The following is a 20,901-nucleotide window of genomic DNA, read 5'->3' as shown; positions in this document are numbered from 1 at the left end:
ATGAGTTGGTTGATTACAATAGTTGGAGCGTTGACATCTATATTTGGAGGCTTTATCGAACTCTCGAAGAGAAGGACGTTAACGATTGGAACTGTTAAATTATCTAAGCAAAAGTTAGGTTTCGTATTAGTGCTTGTAGGTGCTTCTTGTATGGTTTATTCGTTTCATATATCCAATAGCGAAACAAAAAAGTTGTTGAGGGAAATATCGAAAACACAAGCTGAGCTGAACACTACACAAAATAGACAAAATGCGTTACAGAGTAAGCTAGATGCTGCCCAAGAGGAACTCTCAACACAGCAAGAACACTTAAAGAAACAGTCCAAGGAAATCGCTGTTCAGCAAGAAAAGCTAGAAATGCAAAAGCAAGAAATGTATGAACGCCAAGTTGTGGTTAATAAAGTTTTTAAAGATGTTATTAGGTTGGTTGAAGTAGAGAGGGCTTTAAAAGATCATCGAAGTCATAATATTTTAGCATGCATGAAGCAATATTATGGTGACGGAAAAAGAGCAACCGTTCAAAATAGTAATCAGCCTATACGATGTGACGAATATTTACCAAGTTTAGGTCGGGATTGGGCACAACTAAAGTTGTCAAACTAATCGTTGAAAACAAAATTCCTAATTTGTTAAAATAACACTAACACCAAGCCGAACCTTGTAAAAAGTTCACCGCCCACCGCTCGGTCATGCTGTGTATCCGATAGACCCACGTTACGGGACGACATGAAAAGGACTTTGGCTTATCGCCCCAGTAAATGTCGCTCGTAATTGTCTGGGGCTTTGAAAGGATTCATACGCATGGCATTAACCAATTTTGCTGCTCTTGATACGGACCAGAAAAAAGTCTGGTCACGTGACGTCTGGCACCAGGCACGAAACAACATGTTCATTTCACGTTTCGTTGGTACTGGACAAAACTCCATGATCCAACGGATCACCGAGCTCACCAAATCCGAACGCGGAACCGAAGCGGTTGTAACATTAGTACCCGACATCAACGATGATGGCGTGGTGGGTGATAACACCTTAACCGGAAATGAAGCGGCGATGACGGCGCATCAGGATAAGGTGCAAATCGATCAACTCCGAAACGCAGTTCGTACCACCGGTAAACTGGCCGATCAAAAAACCGTCGTGAACTTTCGTGAAAACGCGAAAGATCAATTGTCTTACTGGCTTGCCGATCGCTGCGACCAACTCGCGTTTTTAACCTTAGCCGGTATTACTTACGACACGCACACCAACGGTCGTACGCGTGCCGGTTCACAGTTACCCAATCTCGCGTTTGCCGCCGATATTTCTGCGCCGAGTTCTGAACGGTATTTGCAAGTTAGTGGTTCTGATTTGGTGCCGGGGAATACTGCAACAATCACCAGTAACGACATCATGAGTTACGATGTGATTGTTAATTTGCAAGCGGAAGCGAAAACGCGTTTTGTGCGCGGTGTAAAAGGCTCCGGTGGCTCAGAAGTGTATCACCTGTTCTTGCATCCCAAAGCATTAGCCAAACTCAAAACCGAACCGGACTTTAAAGCGAATGCTCGACATGCGGGTGTGCGCGGCGATGGCAATACGCTGTGGAAAGGTGGTGAGTCTTACCTGGTCGATGGTGTGTTCATTCATGAATTTCGTCATGTGCCGAATACGCGTGGATTGTTGCCGGGTGCGAAGTGGGGTGCCGATGGCAATGTTGAAGGCTGCGCGGCGTTGTTATGTGGCGCGCAATCGCTTGCCATGATTGATCTGGATGCCGGTGAATGGGATGAACGCGATCACTTCGATTACGGCAATCAAAAAGGTATCGCTTACGGAAAAATATTTGGCATGAAAAAGCCTGGCTTTCGGAGTGCGAAGGACACACTCGATCCCAACATCAAACAAGACTACGGCGTCATTCGCATTAATTGCGCAATGTAAAAAACGAAGGGTGCATTGAAACGTTCAGTGCATCCGCTTTCATTTTTTTGAAAAAGGAATTCAAAACGTGTTGACCTTTATCAACTTTAAAAAACGCAGTGTCACCGCGCACAGTAAAAACGGATTGCACTCCATTCATTTTGAAGCCGGTGAAACCAAAGCCATTCCCGATATGTTGGAAGACATTGCACTCGAAGCAGGACTCGTACCCGATTATGACGTGGAAGACATTGAACACAAAAAGATGGCGCAAGCGAATGCCGAATTGGCAAAGGCACAAGAAAGAGCCGCAGAGATTGAACAAGCCGAACTCGACAGCCAACAAAAACTCATCGTTGCGGCTGAAAAAGTGAAACAGGAACAAACGGTCAAAAACGCGCGCAAACGTTCGACGCGCAGTAAAGCGGTGTTATAAAACATGGCCATTTCTGTTAACGAAATTCTCACCAACCGTGTGCGCGTGTTGCTGCGTGATATTGATCCGGGCGGCGTGCAGTGGCGTGATCCGGAATTGATTTCCTGGCTCAACGAAGGCTGCAGTGACATCGCACGTTACCGGCCGGAAGCGAGCAGTCAAACTGTTCACATTGCGCTTGTTGCGGGTGCGCGGCAAACCATTCCGGAAGGTGATTCCATGTTGCTTGAAGTGAACTGCAATCAAAATCCGGCGAACAGTCACGCACCGGGTCGTATTGTGCGTCGTGTTGAACGACACACGCTCGATAACGAAGAGCCGGATTGGATGATGCAAACGCCGAGCAACGTGGTGTTTCGTTACGTAGCTTCGCAAACGGATCCGCGAACCTTTTACGTGTATCCACCGAGCGATGGCAGTGGCACGGCCGGGTTAACGATTGTGACCGGACGACCGCCGCTGCCCGTGACGTTGCTGACCGACAATTTACCTTTGCCGGATCATTACGCTTCCGTGGTTGTGAATTACGTGATGTTTCGTGCGCTTTCCAAACTCACCGAATCGCAATCGGCGCAAGCACGTGCGGCGGAGTTTTTAGCACTGTACAACGGACAAGTGGGCGCAACCGATCAAGCGATGGAAAATCGAAACGCCAAAGTGCGTCAGCCAACCATTCCCGAACGTCACTGAATTGGGTAACGCAAGGACGCGCTTATGCCACACATTTTAATCAACTGCACCGACAGTGTTGGCCAAAGTTATTCCGACACAAACGTGTGGAACGAATCGCACCTGCATTATCCGCACGGCAATTACCCTTACTCGTTACTCGCCGCTGATGGCACGGGCGACACCGGTTGGAATTTTGATGTCACCGATAACTTTGGTGGTCGTGTGGCGATCACAACCAGTAACAACGCGTTTGATGCAGCTGCGATTGCGGGTGCCTGGCGATTGGATACCGCACAAGCGCCAGCGCAATTTCGCTTTACCGGATTAAACGATGCACGTTTCTACACGTTATTATTATTCGGTTTAGGTGATCCGAATTATCCGACCGGTTTGGTCTTTACCGTTAACGGATCAACGCGTTCGTTGAATTCATCATCGGATGTTTCGGTGTCCAATGATGATCGCACCGTGACGTTTTCCGGTTTGCAATCCACCGGCGGCGTGTTGGTTGTTGATGCGCAATTACCGAGTGACCAAAGTTATGGATTTTTAAGTGTCATTCGATTGGAAGAGTTTACCGATCCTCCGGTCGATAACACGGCACCGGTTGTCACGGCACCAAGTGATTTAACGTTAAGTTATCCAAACGGCGGCAACATTGCTCGCGATGATGCGCGCATTGTCAATTGGGTAGCGCAAGCCACCGCAACCGAAGAAACCGCACCGAGCAATCCAACGGTGACCAGTGATCGTCTGTCGCTTCCTGCAGTTTTAACGGCGGGTACTTTCACGGTTACTTTTAGCGCGACCGATCTTGCGGGCAATACCGGCGCTGCAACGGCCAATATTATTGTCACTGAAGATGCAGCCGATAACACGCCGCCGGTGTTAACGGTTCCAGAAAACACCACCCTTTATTTTGAAAACGGTAGCAACGGATTAGCGCACGATAATTCAGAATTATTGAATTGGTTATCGCTGGTGAGTGTGAGTGAAGAAACAAGTCCAGCCAGTCCTGTTATTACCCACAACCTGAGTGATTTTGCTGATCCACTGGTGGCTGGCGATCACGTTTTTACCTGGCAAGCAACGGATGCGGCAGGCAATACTGGAACGGGCAGCGCCACACTCTCGGTTGTCGAGGCCGCTGCTGTTGCCCATTATTTTATTTCACCAAACGGTTCCGACAGTAACGACGGTTTAAGTGAGTCGACACCTTGGCTCACCTTTGCGCACGCGTTTGCGTCCATGAGCGGTGGCAATCGTTTGTGGCTGATGGACGGTGAGTACGCTCGTGATACGACCGGCGTGATGCGACAAGTGACCGCAAACGGTGTGGCTCTTCCCAACTCGGCACCACCGCCTTCAGGGATTGGTCGTGGACAACGCACCATCATTGAAGCGATCAATCCTGGTAACGTGACGTTAATCGAAGAGGGCGATGGTACCGGACCCATCATGCTCGGCCGTTCGTTTCGCAAAGACAGTTTTGTTGAACTGCGTGAGCTGCGCTGCATTGGCAGCGTGTACTTTTATAACACCCACGGCTGCGTATTAAAAAATACCTTTGTACGCGGTAATGTTTCTATTGGTAGTAACGATCACGATCAAGGCAACGATTACAATTTGATTGAAGATGTGTGGAGCACCACCAACAATCGTCGTGTGCCTACAATTAATTATCGCGCGCATCGGAATGTGTGGCGACGTGTGATCACACGCAACGAAGGTTGTGATGCAGCGGGCTGTGAAGTGGCACCCAAACCGGATCCTTCTGTCTCGACAACGGTGTACGATTCGCACGATGTGTCGGTACAAAATTGTTTGGTGGTTGATCGCCTCATTCGTAACGATGTGCCTTACGGTGATTTTGCGACGGCACAACACACGGATGATCCCGAGTATTGGCTCGGTCGTAACGAATGGCTTGGCTGTTTGTCGGTGAACAGCAGCGACAGTGGTTTTCATTTTGAAGCGGATCAAATTTTAGAAAATGGTGATCCCATTTGGACGCTGCGCGATTGTGTGTCGGTGAATGCGCGTGGCGGTACCGGCATTAACATTGGCAATACGCCTTACAATTACACTCCGCAATCGCCGCAACCGAGCGTGGTTGAAAACATTACTGCAATCATGCGTCTTGAAACCGTCGATGCCAGTGGTGTGCGCATCAGTCCAAGTCAAACCAACGTTGCGGTACGCAATGCGTTAGCGATTAATTGTACGCGCACCGGATTTAATGCCAACGGTTCCACCATCACCGATTGTGTGGCTTACAATCCATCACCCACCGAAGGTGACTTCGATGTTGCAGCGACGAGTGGTCAAACGGTTTCGCTTAGCAATGATCCATTGACCGATGGATCCCTGTTATACCCGGTGCGTGTGGAAAGACATTCCAGTGTTGCCAATGCCATTAGCGGACAACGCGTCGGCGCGGAAATTTTACAACGCATGGGCGCAGACGGTTCAACGTATGGTGACCCGAATTACAACGCGTTAACCACCGAACCCTTGTGGCCCTGGCCAAACGAAGCGCGCATTCTTGCGGATTTTCGTGAATACAACGATTACGGTTTTGCACAAAGTGGCGCAACCTCACTCGATGGTTCCAATCAAACGCTTACCAAATACATTTGGGAAAGTTTAGGCAATCCGATCCCTTCGGATGTTTACAACAGCGATGCGCCCGATACGATCCCATCACTCTTTTCGTTTGTTGATGTTACGCAACAAGCGTTATCGAGTGTGGTGGTTTCATCGAGTGTTACCGTTGCCGGCATTAATGCAGCCACTTCGATTTCCGTTGTTGGTGGGGATTATCGAATGAATGGTGGAGCTTGGACGAGTGTAAGCGGCCAGGTTAACGCAGGTGATCGCATTGAACTGCGCACCATCAGCAGCGCAAATTATTCGACCAGTGTAAATGTCACTTTGACAATCGGTGGTGTGTCCAGCACCTGGCAAGTAAGCACCGAGTCTGCGCCGGTGGTGACACCGCCTGTGGATCTGGATGAACATGTTTGGGTGCAAGCATGGGTGGATGATCTGCGCATTGATATTCCTGAGCCGACCGATGCAACTCTTGCACGTGCGGTGCGTTTTGCGTTGGTGGATTTTTTTCGGCAATCGGAACGTTGGTTGGTGAAAGGTCAATTGCCGGTGGTTCTGGGGCAACGCATTTATCCGTTATCTTTACCTGAACACACTTACATTTTAGCAGCAGACTTCGCGTATTTTTTAGCGCCGAATTCGACTGAACGACGACGATTAATTCACGTGTTGCCAGAACGGGTGAACGATGAACGTGTGGGAATGACGTCGGAATTTTTTACCACCCAACATGCGCTCGTCATTAATCCGGCGAATGAAAGCGGCGACATTGATTACGGCGTGATTGTGCAGCCGACGCGAAGTATTAATGCCATTCCAATTGAACTCGCCGAAGCCTGGTGGGAAACCATTCGCTCTGGTGCACTGGCGCGTTTGCTTTCGATGCCCGGAAAAGTTTGGACCGATTATAAAACCGCTGCGGTCCACGAAACCATTTTTAATCGTAATGTGTTACTGGCAAAACGCGAAGCACGAAAGGATCGCTCGCGGCCGAAACGCAAAGTTCAATTCAATACGGGGTTTGCATGGTAAGTGAACCGCTTCATCCCAACGCATTACCTGAAGTGTTCGAGGTGATCGCTCCGTATATTAAACGCGTAGCAAAATTATTTGACGGTGTTTCAGCGTTAGAAATTTATCGACGTTTAAACAATAAAACCGCGACATTGCATGCCATTCAAGGTGAAGGTTTTTTCATTGCCGAATGGCATTCGAAACGCTGTTTTATTGTCTGTGCCTGCGCGCTCGATGGCCACACGTTACAAAACCTTTATGATATAATTAACGCAGGTTGTCAGTACATCAAAGCGCAAGGTTGCGAAACGGTGTCCTTTGCCAGTCCGCGAAAAGCCTGGCGCAAAGTCGCGCAACAGGCCGGCTTTCAAATTAATGGAAATGTCTACACCAGGGAAGTGTGATGAGTCAGTCTGATCCAGAAAAATCCAACGCACAAGTGATGCAAGAAGAAGTGGCCTTACGTTTTTTTAACGAGGGCTCTGAGGTTAAAGATCGCATTGGAAAACAATTCTTAAGCGATATGATGCGCGAAGGTCGAGCCCGTAAAGCGTCACACAATGCCGCAACGATTGCCGCGCTTGGAAAAGCGTCGCAACAACAAAATCGACAACGACAAACACTCAACGTTGCTGAAGCGTCCACACAAGCGGCGGTTCAAGGTTTACGTGTTGAAAACCAATCAGGAATCACCCAAGCCGAGCGCATTGCGCGTGGTGCCAATTACGGTTTTCGTGCGGGCAGTAATGCGCTCGATCTTATCAGTCGTACGGCACAACTCGATCAACAAAAACAATTGGCGCAAATGACGCGGCAACAAACTCGTAACGAACAAGCGATGGAAACGGCGGCGGTACTCGGCAGTGCGTACTTAAGCAAACGTCAGGGACCGAAAACACAACCGCAACTCAGCGCGTCGCAACGGGATGCGTTTCAAAGGGGTTACGATCCGCGCATCCTTGATGAAGATCCTTATTTGAATAACAACCTGGGAGTGCTCAGCTAATGGGATGGTTATCACGGGCGTGGGACAACGCCACAAGTCTCGACGGTCATCGGCGCACGGCGGAAGGTCGAGGGGTGGTTGCGGATCCTTTCGGTTTGCGTAATGGTGCGGGAACGATGCAAAGTCCGGCGCTGGAAGAACTCTATCGCAGGCAGTTGGAAGATTTTGAACAATACGGCAAGCCACTGATTGCGGCGCTGGAACGTGAAACCGAGTCGCGTGACATTTTAGAACGCGGTTTGGCGTCTGCTTCAACATTACGCGCCAATACCGAAGGCATGACCGAACGACAATTGGCGCTCGACAGCAGCGCGTTATTGCCGTCGCAACGAAAAGCGATGCAGCGCAAACGTGATCGCGCAATTTCATTGGGCGCGGGCAGTATGGTAACGCAAGCGCACGATGCACAGCGCGCGCATAACGTGGCCGCACGTCATCGATTGATGTCGATTGCCGAAGGATTGCAAACGCAAGGCGGGGCTGGCATTGCGACAGCGGCAGCGCAGTGGGAACAGACTCGTCAACAAGCGAAAGCACAAAACCAGAGCACGGCCAGTACGGTACTCGGTATTGCCGGCACTGTGATCGGTGGCATTTACGGCGGACCGGCGGGCGCGACGGCCGGTGGTGCGATTGGTTCGACCGTTGGCGGATACGTAGGAGGTTAAGGATGAACTCGATTGTTTCACGCATGGTGGATCGTTATCACCGTTCGGTTGAACGACAGGAAGAACGCGAATACCGACAAGCGCGCGACCGATTGTCGGATCGGTATCGCGATGAAGCGAATGAACGCGCCTGGCTCTCTGAACAACGTGCACAAGAAAAGCACTTAAATCAACAACAGGAAATGGAGCGAACACACAAAGCGCGTGAACATTTGGGGGCGCTCTTTGATGGCATGAATTTATCACCGGGTGAAACGAAAGTGATCCCAATGAATGGCACACTGCACGCATCGAATCAAAGGCGTGGCAATTCCGGTACCGGTGAAAACCTGGTGTTTCGTGCCGACGAACACGGCAACTTAGGCATTGGCGTGCAAGACAAGGAAGGCACATTAAAACCTTACACGGTTGATCCGAAAAACAATCAATCGTCACAGCTGTATGTGGCTGCTGAAGATCGCGAACGCATGATCCCTTTTCTGTCCAACTCGCTGCAAATGTTAAAACAAAACAATCCGCAAGCGAGCGAAGGCGAAGTGCTCACCGAACTGCATCGTGTGATCAAAGCCGATCCAAGTGGTCGTTTGCGACCGGCCACCGAAGACGAATTTCGCGCTGCCAAAAGTTGGAGCGAAACATTCGAGCAACAAGGGTTAACCGGTATGGCGTCGAAAGCCTGGAACCAATTTGAACATTGGTCGAACGAAGGACGCGAGCGGATCATTCAAGCCAACTTGCTCGGTGTGAGTTCTGCGGCCGAGTCGTTATCGGAAATGACACCGATTGAAACGACCAAAGATGTGCTGTTGGGAGCGAAACGCGGTAAAACGAAACAAGAAAAACCAAACACGCCGGAAGCAATAATTGATCGGTATTTTAACCAAGGGCGCGTGAAACTATCGAAGGTGAAATCACCGGAAGATTTACAACGTATTTTTGAGGCTGGCGAAGCGGAACGCAAAGCTGGCAAGCAAACGACTAAAGTTTCAACGGATGTTCAAGCCATTGGTGACAACGCTATTGCACCTGTCAGTTGGCCAGTATCGAAACGCAAACGCTGGGCGGCGGAAGCGGCGCGACTCGGGGTTATGAGTCCCTCTGCGTTGATGAACTTTGTGGAAACCGGCGACATTCGGTTTGACCGTTTTACCTTGGAACAAAAAGGATTGGCAAAAGCCTTGGCCTTTTCCCGTTATCGCAAAGCCGAAGAGCAGTTGCAAAAGCAAAACGCTACCGGCATGACACCAAAAGATTGGGAACACGCGGATCAATTATTCGAAGCCGATAACGAAGGCGTGGTGCGCTCGCGTTACCCTGAAGCAGACACCTCTTTTGTGAAAGCGAAAACCGCGGAGCTGACACGGGCCACACGGCTGGCGATGAAAGAATTGAACTTGAATGCGAAAAATTACGCCGACCCGGTTTTTCGAGAAAGCATTGCTGAAGCGGCCAGTCGTTATTTGAATTACAAAGGTGATTTCAAACCGAAATCGTTATCGGTATTTATCAAAACCGCAGCACACGGTTTGCATCCGCGTGATGAACATTTTGAACCAGCGGTTGAAAAACTGTTGGCCTTGTCTGCCGATACCGGTTTAAGTGAAATGGCGGTGACGCAAGTGATGGATGCGCACGTAAAAGAACTGCAAAACGCGCTCGGTGGACAAGTGTTAAATTCGGAACAAATGGTGCGACTCATTAATCACATGCTGAGTCATCCCGAAAATACGCAAGCGACCTTTAATCAACTCCAACAGTGAAATGAAAATGGACACACAACTGACCAGGGAACAGGTCGCGCACATTTTAGATGGCGATACGATAATTGATGAACGCGGTGTGCATCATCGTTTGTTAAATGGCGATGCCCCGGAAACCTCGGACACTTCTCGCGCGCATTTGGGCAAGGGGGCGATTGCCGCGATTTTACAATCCGGCGGTACGGTGACACCGACTGAACAAACCGACGCCTATGGTCGGCAACTCAGTCGGTTAAACGACAATCAAGGCAAGGACGCTATGGTGGAGTTGGTGAAAGCGGGTATTGCCGCACCAAACAGTAGCGACTCCATCGATGCATCAACGACTGGCATTGCGCGTGAAGTGTTAGGAAAAAAACGTTCTCAACATTCCGTTATTCAAAACTACGAGCAAGCGAACGATTATTCCTGGGATCCGTTTTCAAGCGCCAATCCGGCTAATGTTCAACATGCGAAAAGTTTCGATAAGCGCGGCACCTTGTCGCGTTCCTGGGATCGCGGCGTCGATGAATTGCAAGCGTCTCTCGCCGGTAGCATCAATTGGCTGGGCGATGTGATCGGTGATGACGCATTAATTGCCTATGGAAAAAACGTGGCGCTGAACAATCTCGCCGATGCCACCGTGAATTCGCGCAAAGTTAAATCGTTCAAACACATGAACGATTTTGATTCGCTGTTTGATTATGTGATCGAAACGACGGGGGAAGCCGCGCCAAGTTTGATTGTCGATGCCGTTGCTGCAATCGTATCCGGTGGCAGTTCACTCTCGGCCAGTGTCGCGCGACAGTCAGCTGGTAACGCCTTAACCCAAGCGGTGAAACGCGGCGCACTTACCGGTCCCGCTGTTACGGGTGCGGTCGAATCGTTAGGCGCGATGGAAAACCGATTGGAAGCGCAAGGTTCGGAAAAAAATACCGGTGCGGCACTTTTATCCGGTGTCGTCGGAGGGGCAGCAAACGCCGCACCTTTTGCCAAAGTGTTTGGCGATATGGCGAAAGCGGCAAAGCTCGATGATGCGGTGATTGAAACGGTATTGGAGCGTGTTAAAGACGTCGGAAAAAAAATGGGACAGACCGGTATCAGTACTGGTGCGATTGAAGGCGGTGTCACGTTAGCGCAAAACCTGGTCGACGGATTGATTGAATCAAAGACGTTAGACCGGCCGTTTAATCCTGACACCTTACAACTGATGGATGACACCATTCGCGGCGTATTAGGCGGCGCGATTGCGGGTAGTGGCGCTCGTGGTGGTCACGCGAGTTTTGAGCATGTGTCGCAGTACTTGAGAGAACAACACAAGGTAAAAAAAGAAAGGGATGCGAACGGTGAGCGCATCGATGCGGACGGTTATGTGGTTGAGCCTGAAGAAAAAACCGCTGAACAAAAAGCATATCAACCGGAACACATCACACCATTAAAATTGGAACAATACACAACGATTGAAAATTTAATCACACCGAGTGGTGAACCCTTAACACCGAAAGCATTAAAACAACAAGTGGACAGCGGCGCAGTGACCTGGGATGAAGTGGCGCGTTTTGTTGCGGATCCTATCAACCATCCTGGCGCGATTGTGTATCGCAACGCGAACATAGAACCTTCGCTTCCTGAATTTCGCGCACAAGCCGAACACATGGTGCAACAGGCGCGTGACAGTGGCAAGCGCATCGAACAAGCGCAGCGTCTGCAAGCAGCACTCGCGAGTAAAAATAGCGAACCATTAAAAAAGGCTTTAGGCGAATACGGAATGGTACAGGCTCAGCGCCGCTTGCCGAAATACGACGGCCGTAAAATGTACGCGGAGTTTTTTGAAAAACACCATTCGAAAGCATCGAAGGATAAAGCGCGTATTGAAGCCAACGAATTGGCATCGAAAAACGTTGAAGCGCGTCGATTAGAAAAAGCAAAGTCTTCACGTGAGCACAATCAAAGTCACACGCTGGCCGGCAAAGCGCGACAGGCGATGATACAAGCGGTACTCGAAGGTGAAGAACCTAAACGCACAGCCCGTATTGAAAAACGCGACGTCTTAACGCTGAAAGGAAAACGTTTGCAAAGTGCCAGTGGTCAGTCAACAGTGAAACGCGGATTGAACGCTATGAAACGCACCGCGCAATCAATCGAAGGCGAACAAGGTTATCAACACAAAGTGCAGCTTATTGCGAACCTCGCCAAAGACGGAGTGGGGGAAGCGGTAAAAGGCATGCGTGCCATTACGCAATTAGCGCAAGAAGTTCAACAACACAAAAGTCGTGCGGCCCAAAAGCAAACCGAAGCGTTATTGCAAGAGACCATCGATGAGGTGTTTTTAACGGTGACCGATGACGATCCGATGGTGGCCAAACGTGACAAACACATTCAGGAACAATTTGAAGCCGGTCAAGCGGCGGAGTTCCCCACTCACGATTTGGAAACTAGTGATGAGAAAAGTGTTGGTGATGTGCATCAAACGCTCGACGGATTTACCGAACTTGATACCGACTATCGCACACCGAACGAAGTGTTAAACGATAAAGCGCGGCGCGTTTCAAGCAATCAGGATTTAATTCAACAGCTCTCGCGTCATGAAACATTTAAAGTGATAGGGGATAAGCTGAAAGACTTCGCGCATTTTCTTAATCAAGACACGGTGCGAGAAAAAGAAGTCGGAGGCACGTTGCCACACTCCGAAGCGCGACATCCCAATCGCCTTCTGTTTGAGGGTGAAGATGACCGGCCGGAGAAAACCGCCGGTAAACCTGTATCGCGGCAAAATTATCGTCTGTCCAAACACCATATTAATTACTTAAAAAACCAAATTGAAAACAATCGGTTTGATTTGGCGAAACAGCGTTTGCAGGTGCTCGGACTGGTCAATGACATTCCTTCCGTTGCAGACCGGCCAGCACGAACACCGAAAGAGCAAATCGATATTTTGGTAGGGACAACGGCCGGACAATTTTACAGGCGACACAAACGTCTTAATCGACAAGTGAAACCTGTATCGGTGTTTGATGATTCCGGGAAACGCATTCCGGTCGATGGCGATGCCATGACGCGTTTGGGTCTTCATGAATTCAATGTGGACGCAGAGACTTTGTCGAAGGCCAGTGCACGTGGACAATTGTTGCAGGCGTTTTTATCAGGCCTTTCACGCGTGGTGACTGATGGTGATTACCGCATCGATATGAATGCGTTGCCGGATAACACTTTGGTGTTTGCGCCGAAAAGTGGCGCGCAAGTGTTTACCCTGGGTGATTTACGACGTTATCAAAAAGCGGTGGACGCGCGACAAACGCAAACCGATAAAGCGGCTCCGGAAAACACCGGCGCACTCGATTCGATTTTAGCGGAGCAGCGTTTCGACGCGTTAAAAGACGGTATCGTGTTCGACCGTGAGGGCAATGCCATGCAGCGCAGGCCCGGTGTCGATGATTTAGAGCCACTGGATAACGGTTGGCGCGATGTGTTTGAGTCCAGTATTCGCGAACACCGAACAACCATTGATGACCATTTAAAAGCGCCACAGTTTAAAGAGCCGAATTGGCGTGACCGTAAAACACCAAACTTTATCAAACGCAAAGAGCAACAACTGAAAACACACATCCGAAAACGCGGTGCGGTAAAGAAAGCCTGGAACGCTTTTTTTCAGATGACCAGTACGCGGCTTCACAACATTCATCCGGAACTCGCGCAAGCGGTGAATCATTATCTGGATGAGAAACGCAAAACCACGGAACGTTTGTTGGTGCGAATGGAAAAACACTTTCCAACGAGTCAGCAGCTTCAAACCGGTTATGACCAGGTGCTGGCGGGCAAACAAACCGAACATGCCAAAGCCTATCAAGCGTTTGTGGAACACATTCAACAGCAAGTGGCAGAGGTCGATAACGATTTTCAGATGCGTGATGAGATTCCCATTCATCTGGATTTCGATGCGGTGTTAAAACGCAAAGCCGGTTTTATTGCCCTTTTGAAAGAACATAACGTTGCTAACCCGGAAGAAATTGTCGATCGCATTGCACAGGGTGCCGGTTACGCCGACTTTGCGGTTGAGCCGAGCAGTCGTATTGTGCGCGGCAATCAGGAACTCAAACCCGCACTCAAAGCTTTACGCGAAGGCGGTTACCTCGATAACGATGCGCCTCGTCATTTGGTGCGACTCATTCATGCGGCCAGTAATCGCATCGGTTGGATGAAAAGAATGGGGGACTTTGAGTGTTATGCGAAAGAAGTGAATCCCTACAATCGCGATGAATTTGAAAAGTTAATGGCCGGTGTAACAGGACGATTGGGCGCGGATATGAAACCGATGCATCGACGACTTAATTCCATTGCGATGGCGATACAAACGGCAACGGTGTTGTGGTTTTCCGGTATTGCCAGTCTTCCTGAAATGGCGGCAGTGTATTCACGAGCAAAAGGTTTAAGCGGATTGTCACTCGACCTCTCGACCTTGGCCAAGCGACAAACGCGAAAGGAACTGGTGCAACTCGCGCAAGATTACGAAATCGTCACCGGTGAAGTGGTGGAGCATGCGTTAACGGAACTCTATTCATTGGGTGAACTGACTACCGGTCGCTTATCGCAGAAAGTCGCGCAGTTTGTGTTTAAGTGGAACGGACAAGATGCGGTGACGCGTTTGACTCGGACCTTGGGTGTTGCGGTGGGAAGACGGTTTCTCGAACATCACGCACGAACCAATGACGCAAACTCGAAACGATTGCTCGTTGAATTGGACATCGACGCTGAAACTGTATTGCAACATTTACAAGAAGTTGAAAAAGGAAACGTCGATTTAACCTCGAAAGCCGGTCAACAATACCAAAACGCGTTACACCAGTTTGTGCATGAATCGGTAACCAATCCGACCGCCGACCAATTACCGTTGATTGCGAATGACCCGCGTTACTTAATATTTACTTCGCTGAAGAAATTCTTCTACGGGTTTTACGACAACGTCCACAAAGCACTGTGGAATGAAAGAAACAAACGGAAAGGGGAAGGGCGTTCAGAAATCGAAGCCGTGTATCCGATGTTAATGACCGCAGCGCTCGCGTTACCGTTAGCGGGTTTATCGGAAGTGTTACGTGAACTCATCAAGTACCCGTTAGGTCGTCCCGACTGGCAGGACAAAGGATTAACCGATTGGTTGGTGGGAACAGCCACCGCAACCGGGGGGCTTGGTCCGTTTCAAGCGGCACAAAGCGCACACGAGATTTCAGGGTATGGAGGTAATTTTTTATTGGCGCTGGCCGGTCCGACTTCGCAACTGGCCTATGATACTTTGGCGGGTGATTTAACTTGGTATCGATTGGCAGGGCCGCTTAATCAATTACCACAAGCACGTAAAGGTGTTGAAAATGTTTTATTGCTCGAAGAGTGATTGAATAACTAGCTCTGTTGATTTTTATCTCGTAACTAAATATGTCGGGTTTGAATATGACATTCACACTTTCAACTGCTACTTTAAATCAGACATTAGCAATGTGGGAGATTAGAATGACCGATGAAGAAAAACTTAGGGAGATATATAAGGAATTGAAAGAGATATATCCCGAATTTGAAATAGAACAAGTGCGTCAATTGGGACGTAGATTACATTGTTACTACATAAGACCAAATCAGAAAGAGCAAATGATTTTAAAAATCACGGATGAGTGCCTAATGGATAATCGACCGAAGGAGTTGTTACTAGGTATAAAGCAGAAGTGCATACCCGCGATGGAAAACAATCTTGACCGGGAAGTCGTTCTGCATAACGATATGTGCATCGAAGTTAATGAAGTGCATTAGAATAATCATAGAATCAACTTAATATTGGCTTTGAATATCTTGTTTTACGAAAAGTATGTGAAATGGTAGGAGTCTTTAGTGTCTATCAACGATCTTGTCAAGCCGGAAGACCTAACAAAGTTAATTAAGTGTTCAGAAGCATTAAATGTTTACGATGATTTGCTTCAGAGATTTAGTAAGAACGATAATACGGCTCAAAACTTGAGATTAAGGAGTGGTATAGCTCAAGAGTTTTTAGATGAATTCGCACCGCTGTCCATATACGCTCACCATTATTATGGTGAATCTAATAAAATGAAATATTATTACGACAGTTGTCAGTCATTCGACGGTGAGATTCTCGACGAGAGTGGAAATATAATAGAGCAAGTAGAAATTACGTGTGCTGTTGATGGTCATGAAGAGAGTATTCGGATGGAATGCTTGAATGAAAAAGGCATGGTTAATGCTTTCGGGAAAGTAATTTCCTCAGGTAAAAAAGAAGATAGAAAGTTTGGAGAGCAAAAGACGAACACTATATCTAGTGATGAGATAGAAAGACATTATATCAGTCTTATTAGAAAAGCATTCTTAAGTAAAAAAAGTAAAACTGGAAAATATGATGGTATGGTGCTTTTAATTACCCTTGAACAGTTTTTAGTGAAAGAGCATGTTATGGATTCAATTGTAGCTAAATTGAATTTAAAAAAGGGTAAGTTTAAGTCAGTTTTTCTTATTAATATTAGTAATAAGATTGTAAAGAAAGTAGCCGGTTAAAAGTGAATTGTAATTTTGCTCGTTAAAGATACAGTGCTCACTATAAACTGAATCCGTGTTCAAAAAAGTCGCCTGTAATTGGTTTGAATTTATTGAAGAGATTGATCTGGGGAGATGTGAAATGCAATAAATAATTGATATAATAAGCATGTTAATGCAAAAGGAATTTGTAAAACATGGAAGCTTATTCAAAGGATTTTTCCGCGCAGGAATTGCGCTGTCGTTGTAATATTTGCCAAGGGCTATTTCCCAATCAATGCGAGCAAAGTGCCGTCGATGCTTTGCAAAAAGTACGCGACGATTATGGTAAACCCATTCGATTAAATTCTGCTTATCGCTGTGCCCGTCATCCTGACGAAATCATTAAAGACAAACCCGGCAAACATCATCAAGGCATTGCGTTTGATATTGATGTGCCTTGGGGAAGAGAGCGCGGTCGTTTAATTGAATTGTTGATTGAACACGGTTTTCGCGGAATGGGTTTTGCGAATTCATTTTTGCACGCTGACTTTCGAAAGCAGAAAGACTTGTCGACCTGGGGTTACGCCGTGTGAAGATCACCATCAGTGATTTTTTAGGCACCGCTCCGAAATACCACGAAGAACAAATCAACGACGGCTATTCGTCGGCGTCGGAAAACACTCGGCCTGGTCGCGGTATTCTGGAACCCTGGAAGGCGGCGAAGGAACTTTCTGATGTGACAAGAGCTGTAGGTCGAACGCGTTCGATGATCCACTACAACACGCGCTGGTTAACCTGGCCAAGTGCGGTGACCGCAAGTCGCGTGCCCTTGGTTAATGATCCACACGAATACCTGTTGATTGCCGATCCAAACGCTTATCCGCAAGTGACTTACAATCAAATTGCCGAAACCGGTAACGGCCCCTGGCCTTCGATGACGCATCGTGTCGGTGTGCCTGCACCTTTTAAACCCGACATTGAATTGTTTATGGCGCAGCCGAATCCCGATTGGACGGAACCGGATCCACCTCCAGCCGAAGAAGACTACGATGTGTCATTGGTTAATTACGTATTTGTTTACGTCGATGCTTGGGGACGAGTGGGACCGGCCAGTATGCCATCGGACAGCGTCACCATTCGTGAATATCAATACGAACGTGTGGATCTGGTGCGCTTTATTAATATGCGCATTGTACATCCACACCTTATCACCAGTGATACGCATCGCGGCACCATCGCCAAAATTCGAATTTACCGCGCGAACTTTTCAGAAAGCGGTACCGGAATTTATCAGTTTGTCGATGAAGTTGATTACGGAACGCAAACCTACAGCGATACCAAATACAGTGGCGATTTACTCGAAGCCATTAACACTGAAGATTGGGTGGGGCCACCAGACGATGATACTTCGCTTTATCCCAATGGACCTTTGAGAAATATTATTTCAGTTGCGTCGAGTTTTATGGCCGGACACAACGATAAAATGGTTGCGTTTTCAGAGCCCAATACCTTTCATGCGTGGCCAGTTAAATACTATCAAGTGTTCGAAGAAAAACTGGTGACTATCAGTCCAGCCGGTTCCAATGTGGTGGTACTCACCGAAGGTTATCCTTACGTGTTAGCGGGTGTGCATCCTGCGAATATGTCACCGACCAAACTTGCCGATTCTGCGCCTTGTGCAAGTGAGCGAGCGGTCACGGAAGTGAATGACGCGGTGTTCTTTGCGACCGACACGGGCCTTTTTATGATCAAAGGCTTTTCCATTGAAAACGTGTCCAAACATTTTTTAACGGAAAGCGAATGGCGAGCACTCGGACCTTCATCGATGATGTTTTCCGATTACGATGGCCGCGTGTTTATGCATTGTCCGCAGGTGGGTTTTACATACGTTTATGATCCCAACGATCCGAAAGATGGCGTGAGACGCGTTAACTTCAATCCCGATGCGGTTGCACAATTGGAAGCGACCAATAACCTCGCGTTTATGGTGAACGGCTCCGACCGTGTGTTTCAATTCGATTCGCACGACACTGACTTTATGTCGCTTACCTGGCGCTCGAAAGTGTATCAATTTAATGATCCGATTTGTTTGTCGGCTGCGAAGGTACGTGCCAATACTTATCCGGTGAATGTGTCGTTCAATTGTCGCAAGCTCGATGGCACCGAAGATATGTTTACCAAAACCGTATTCGATGATCGTTTCTTTTATTTACCGTTTCAAAATCGTGCGCGCCATTGGTGGTGTTCGGTTTCATCTAACGGTGGTTTAGAGCGTCCGGAAATTCGTTCGATCCAAATCGGTCAAGATCCTGGAGAGTTTGATTAATGGCAGGACGCCTACACGCCATTCCACCGGTTCCCGCAAAAACGCCGCCGGAACTGCGCCGAATGCTCGAAGCGTTACGTGAGCAGGTACAAGTCACCGCCGGACAAGGACGAGGGGCGCAGCTCGATAAAGCAGTGACCTTTCGGGATTTGGAAGGCAAAGATTTTTATAAGTACGTGAACAAAGCCATCACCGGTCGTGGTGGAGTGTTATCTGACGGTTTGGATAATGAAGCGCCCGTTGATCCACCGGTAGTGCCAACTGGCATTGTCATTGCTGCTTCGGATTCTGCGGTAACCATCACTTGGGATCCGCCAAGTTTTGAAGGCTATTGGTACACGCAAATCTATCGCACCACCTGGGATGGTGAAACGGTTCCTGGTTTCGATGAAAACTTTGCTTATCGCGCAGTAACCGGAAGTTTTAACGATAGCTCGGTGACCTCTGACACGCATTACTATTACTGGCTTAAACACATTAACGCGAAAGGTGTGAAAAGTGATCTGTCGCCAGGGCTTGCGATCAAAACTGCGGCGTCACTCGATCTCACGCAAGGGTGGATTGGCACACAACACATCGACAACGTACTCAACAGTCGCATTGATTTGATTGATGCATCGGGCTCGGGACTGCTTGATCGCCTTACGAATGTTGAAGGCAGTTACGTCACACAAACACAACTAACGGAAGCGGATTACGCAACCCATGTGTCTCTCACCGCATACGTGCAGCAAACGGATTTAAACACGACATTACAAAGTTATGTGCTGCATACTGAACTGGTCAATGCCGACTACGCAACCAACACCAGTTTAACGGCCTATGTTGATGAACTGACCGGCGATATCAGTGCCGTCGAAGCGCATTCGATTGCTACTCGTCATCTTGCTGCTTACACCTTGCGTGTGGAAAGCAACGGGAACGTTGCAGGCATTGGATTGGAAGCCACCGACACAGGCACTTCGATTTTGTTTAAGGCTGATCAAATCGGTTTTCGAAACGATGGCGGTGAATCGGTGTTACCTTTCAGTATTACCAACGGCATTGTTTACGCTGATAAAATGCGCGTGAAAACCATTGAAGCGCATACCATCACAAACGTGCAGGATGTGAATGATCCGAACGCAGCGCGTGCGACACTCGGCCATACTTTTGTGCAAGGTGATTTAACCCTTGGTCAACCGGGCCAGGTGCAGTGGAAAGATTTAGAACCGAGTTATCGTGACCGCATTGTTTTGCGTCCGGTTAACACACCGCCAGTAACCGGTGGCTCACGTTCCGTATCCACTTCACCGGTTCAAGTGCGAACGCTTTATGCCGCGCGAGAATTCGGCACAACGGTGGATGCGAAAATTCCATCCGGTGGTTTGCCTGTTATTGTCTCAGTAAGTTTTCAAGGCGGTGTGAGTTTTGGTGAGCGAGCCGATTACACTGTTGCAAGGCCACAAGTCACTTACACGATTTATCGTCGCAACATTGAAGACAACGTCACGCAAACGCTAACCACTCAAACGGCAACCGGAACTGCAACCAATGAAACGGGTGGTGAAGAAGGTGAGTCGCGAGAACTTACAATGCACACCAGCAACATCAATTACGAGCTTTCGTTTAGTCCGGCTGCTGGAAACGCTGGGAAAAATTACGAGTATTGGATTGCCATCACCCATGTTGCCGGCGACTGGGGCAGTGGCGGTGGCACCTGTTCTTTGTCGGTGGAAGAGCAGACGAGTGACAACGACAATAATATTTTGTTAAGTGCGACACCGGGTTATTTTCGGGATAACGATACCGGGTTTATTTTTCAGTGGGGTGAAAGACATTTAACCGCAGGACAAACGCGCACCGAGACGTTTCCGATAGCCTTTCCGAACGAATGCTTTGGCGCATGGCAAAATCAAAAAATAAATTTTCAGTACGATGCAGGGAAAGCCGTATCCTGGTCCAAGAATAGTGTCACTCTGCACAACGGTCACGGTTCGGCTTGGAGTTCACGTTGGTTTGCGATTGGGTATTAA

General features: G+C 48.4%; 15 protein-coding genes. All 15 read left to right on the top strand.

Features of this window, described 5'->3' with window-relative positions; genetic code table 11:
- The 15 genes from ACTUJY_RS14560 to ACTUJY_RS14490 all read left to right on the top strand — a co-directional run bounded on the left by ACTUJY_RS14560 (position 1) and on the right by ACTUJY_RS14490 (position 20,901).
- On the top strand, positions 1-603 hold the full coding sequence (locus ACTUJY_RS14560; protein WP_463616839.1) for a coiled-coil domain-containing protein: 603 nt from the start codon (positions 1-3) through the stop codon (positions 601-603).
- Between the two features lie 198 nt (positions 604-801).
- Complete coding sequence (locus ACTUJY_RS14555; RefSeq protein WP_463616838.1) at positions 802-1,920, top strand: N4-gp56 family major capsid protein; 1,119 nt, start codon at positions 802-804, stop codon at positions 1,918-1,920.
- A gap of 67 nt (positions 1,921-1,987) precedes the next feature.
- Positions 1,988-2,335: a hypothetical protein gene (locus ACTUJY_RS14550; protein ID WP_463616837.1), complete on the top strand. Its 348-nt coding sequence runs from the start codon at positions 1,988-1,990 to the stop codon at positions 2,333-2,335.
- Between the two features lie 3 nt (positions 2,336-2,338).
- A complete protein-coding gene (locus ACTUJY_RS14545) occupies positions 2,339-3,025 on the top strand; it encodes a phage adaptor protein (protein ID WP_463616836.1) in 687 nt (228 codons plus the stop codon).
- A 24-nt stretch (positions 3,026-3,049) separates the two neighbouring features.
- Positions 3,050-6,652, top strand: a complete 3,603-nt coding sequence (locus ACTUJY_RS14540; RefSeq protein WP_463616835.1) for a hypothetical protein — start codon at positions 3,050-3,052, stop codon at positions 6,650-6,652.
- Complete coding sequence (locus tag ACTUJY_RS14535; protein WP_463616834.1) at positions 6,646-7,038, top strand: hypothetical protein; 393 nt, start codon at positions 6,646-6,648, stop codon at positions 7,036-7,038. Before ACTUJY_RS14540 ends, ACTUJY_RS14535 begins: the two co-directional genes overlap by 7 nt.
- Positions 7,038-7,640 (top strand): hypothetical protein, encoded by a 603-nt coding sequence (locus ACTUJY_RS14530; RefSeq protein WP_463616833.1) that lies wholly within the window; start codon positions 7,038-7,040, stop codon positions 7,638-7,640. Before ACTUJY_RS14535 ends, ACTUJY_RS14530 begins: the two co-directional genes overlap by 1 nt.
- The gene (locus ACTUJY_RS14525) at positions 7,640-8,308 is read left to right on the top strand and encodes a hypothetical protein (protein WP_463616832.1); all 669 of its coding nucleotides are present in this window, start codon (positions 7,640-7,642) and stop codon (positions 8,306-8,308) included. The genes ACTUJY_RS14530 and ACTUJY_RS14525 overlap by 1 nt, the downstream gene beginning before the upstream one ends.
- A 2-nt stretch (positions 8,309-8,310) precedes the next feature.
- Positions 8,311-10,068: a hypothetical protein gene (locus tag ACTUJY_RS14520; protein WP_463616831.1), complete on the top strand. Its 1,758-nt coding sequence runs from the start codon at positions 8,311-8,313 to the stop codon at positions 10,066-10,068.
- A gap of 7 nt (positions 10,069-10,075) precedes the next feature.
- Positions 10,076-15,433: a thermonuclease family protein gene (locus tag ACTUJY_RS14515; RefSeq protein WP_463616830.1), complete on the top strand. Its 5,358-nt coding sequence runs from the start codon at positions 10,076-10,078 to the stop codon at positions 15,431-15,433.
- Between the two features lie 116 nt (positions 15,434-15,549).
- Entirely contained in the window at positions 15,550-15,843 is a 294-nt protein-coding gene (locus tag ACTUJY_RS14510; protein ID WP_463616829.1) for a hypothetical protein, read from the top strand.
- A gap of 78 nt (positions 15,844-15,921) precedes the next feature.
- The gene (locus ACTUJY_RS14505; RefSeq protein WP_463616828.1) at positions 15,922-16,599 is read left to right on the top strand and encodes a hypothetical protein; all 678 of its coding nucleotides are present in this window, start codon (positions 15,922-15,924) and stop codon (positions 16,597-16,599) included.
- Positions 16,600-16,775: 176 nt separating this feature from the next.
- Complete coding sequence (locus ACTUJY_RS14500; protein WP_463616827.1) at positions 16,776-17,153, top strand: D-Ala-D-Ala carboxypeptidase family metallohydrolase; 378 nt, start codon at positions 16,776-16,778, stop codon at positions 17,151-17,153.
- Positions 17,150-18,886: a hypothetical protein gene (locus ACTUJY_RS14495; protein ID WP_463616826.1), complete on the top strand. Its 1,737-nt coding sequence runs from the start codon at positions 17,150-17,152 to the stop codon at positions 18,884-18,886. The genes ACTUJY_RS14500 and ACTUJY_RS14495 overlap by 4 nt, the downstream gene beginning before the upstream one ends.
- Positions 18,886-20,901 (top strand): gp53-like domain-containing protein, encoded by a 2,016-nt coding sequence (locus ACTUJY_RS14490; RefSeq protein ID WP_463616825.1) that lies wholly within the window; start codon positions 18,886-18,888, stop codon positions 20,899-20,901. Before ACTUJY_RS14495 ends, ACTUJY_RS14490 begins: the two co-directional genes overlap by 1 nt.

The organism is Pleionea sp. WD8-19 (assembly GCF_055326765.1).
Note: the sequence above shows the minus strand (reverse complement) of the source record. Positions and strands in the feature narration are given on the sequence as shown.

What these genes read in the sequence shown, in the direction of transcription:
- ACTUJY_RS14560 (WP_463616839.1), top strand. Translation starts at nt 1, where the DNA reads ATGAGTTGGTTGATTACAATAGTTGGAGCGTTGACATCTATATTTGGA.
- ACTUJY_RS14555 (WP_463616838.1), top strand. Translation starts at nt 802, where the DNA reads ATGGCATTAACCAATTTTGCTGCTCTTGATACGGACCAGAAAAAAGTC.
- ACTUJY_RS14545 (WP_463616836.1), top strand. Translation starts at nt 2,339, where the DNA reads ATGGCCATTTCTGTTAACGAAATTCTCACCAACCGTGTGCGCGTGTTG.
- ACTUJY_RS14540 (WP_463616835.1), top strand. Translation starts at nt 3,050, where the DNA reads ATGCCACACATTTTAATCAACTGCACCGACAGTGTTGGCCAAAGTTAT.
- ACTUJY_RS14535 (WP_463616834.1), top strand. Translation starts at nt 6,646, where the DNA reads ATGGTAAGTGAACCGCTTCATCCCAACGCATTACCTGAAGTGTTCGAG.
- ACTUJY_RS14530 (WP_463616833.1), top strand. Translation starts at nt 7,038, where the DNA reads ATGAGTCAGTCTGATCCAGAAAAATCCAACGCACAAGTGATGCAAGAA.
- ACTUJY_RS14525 (WP_463616832.1), top strand. Translation starts at nt 7,640, where the DNA reads ATGGGATGGTTATCACGGGCGTGGGACAACGCCACAAGTCTCGACGGT.
- ACTUJY_RS14520 (WP_463616831.1), top strand. Translation starts at nt 8,311, where the DNA reads ATGAACTCGATTGTTTCACGCATGGTGGATCGTTATCACCGTTCGGTT.
- ACTUJY_RS14515 (WP_463616830.1), top strand. Translation starts at nt 10,076, where the DNA reads ATGGACACACAACTGACCAGGGAACAGGTCGCGCACATTTTAGATGGC.
- ACTUJY_RS14510 (WP_463616829.1), top strand. Translation starts at nt 15,550, where the DNA reads ATGACCGATGAAGAAAAACTTAGGGAGATATATAAGGAATTGAAAGAG.
- ACTUJY_RS14500 (WP_463616827.1), top strand. Translation starts at nt 16,776, where the DNA reads ATGGAAGCTTATTCAAAGGATTTTTCCGCGCAGGAATTGCGCTGTCGT.
- ACTUJY_RS14490 (WP_463616825.1), top strand. Translation starts at nt 18,886, where the DNA reads ATGGCAGGACGCCTACACGCCATTCCACCGGTTCCCGCAAAAACGCCG.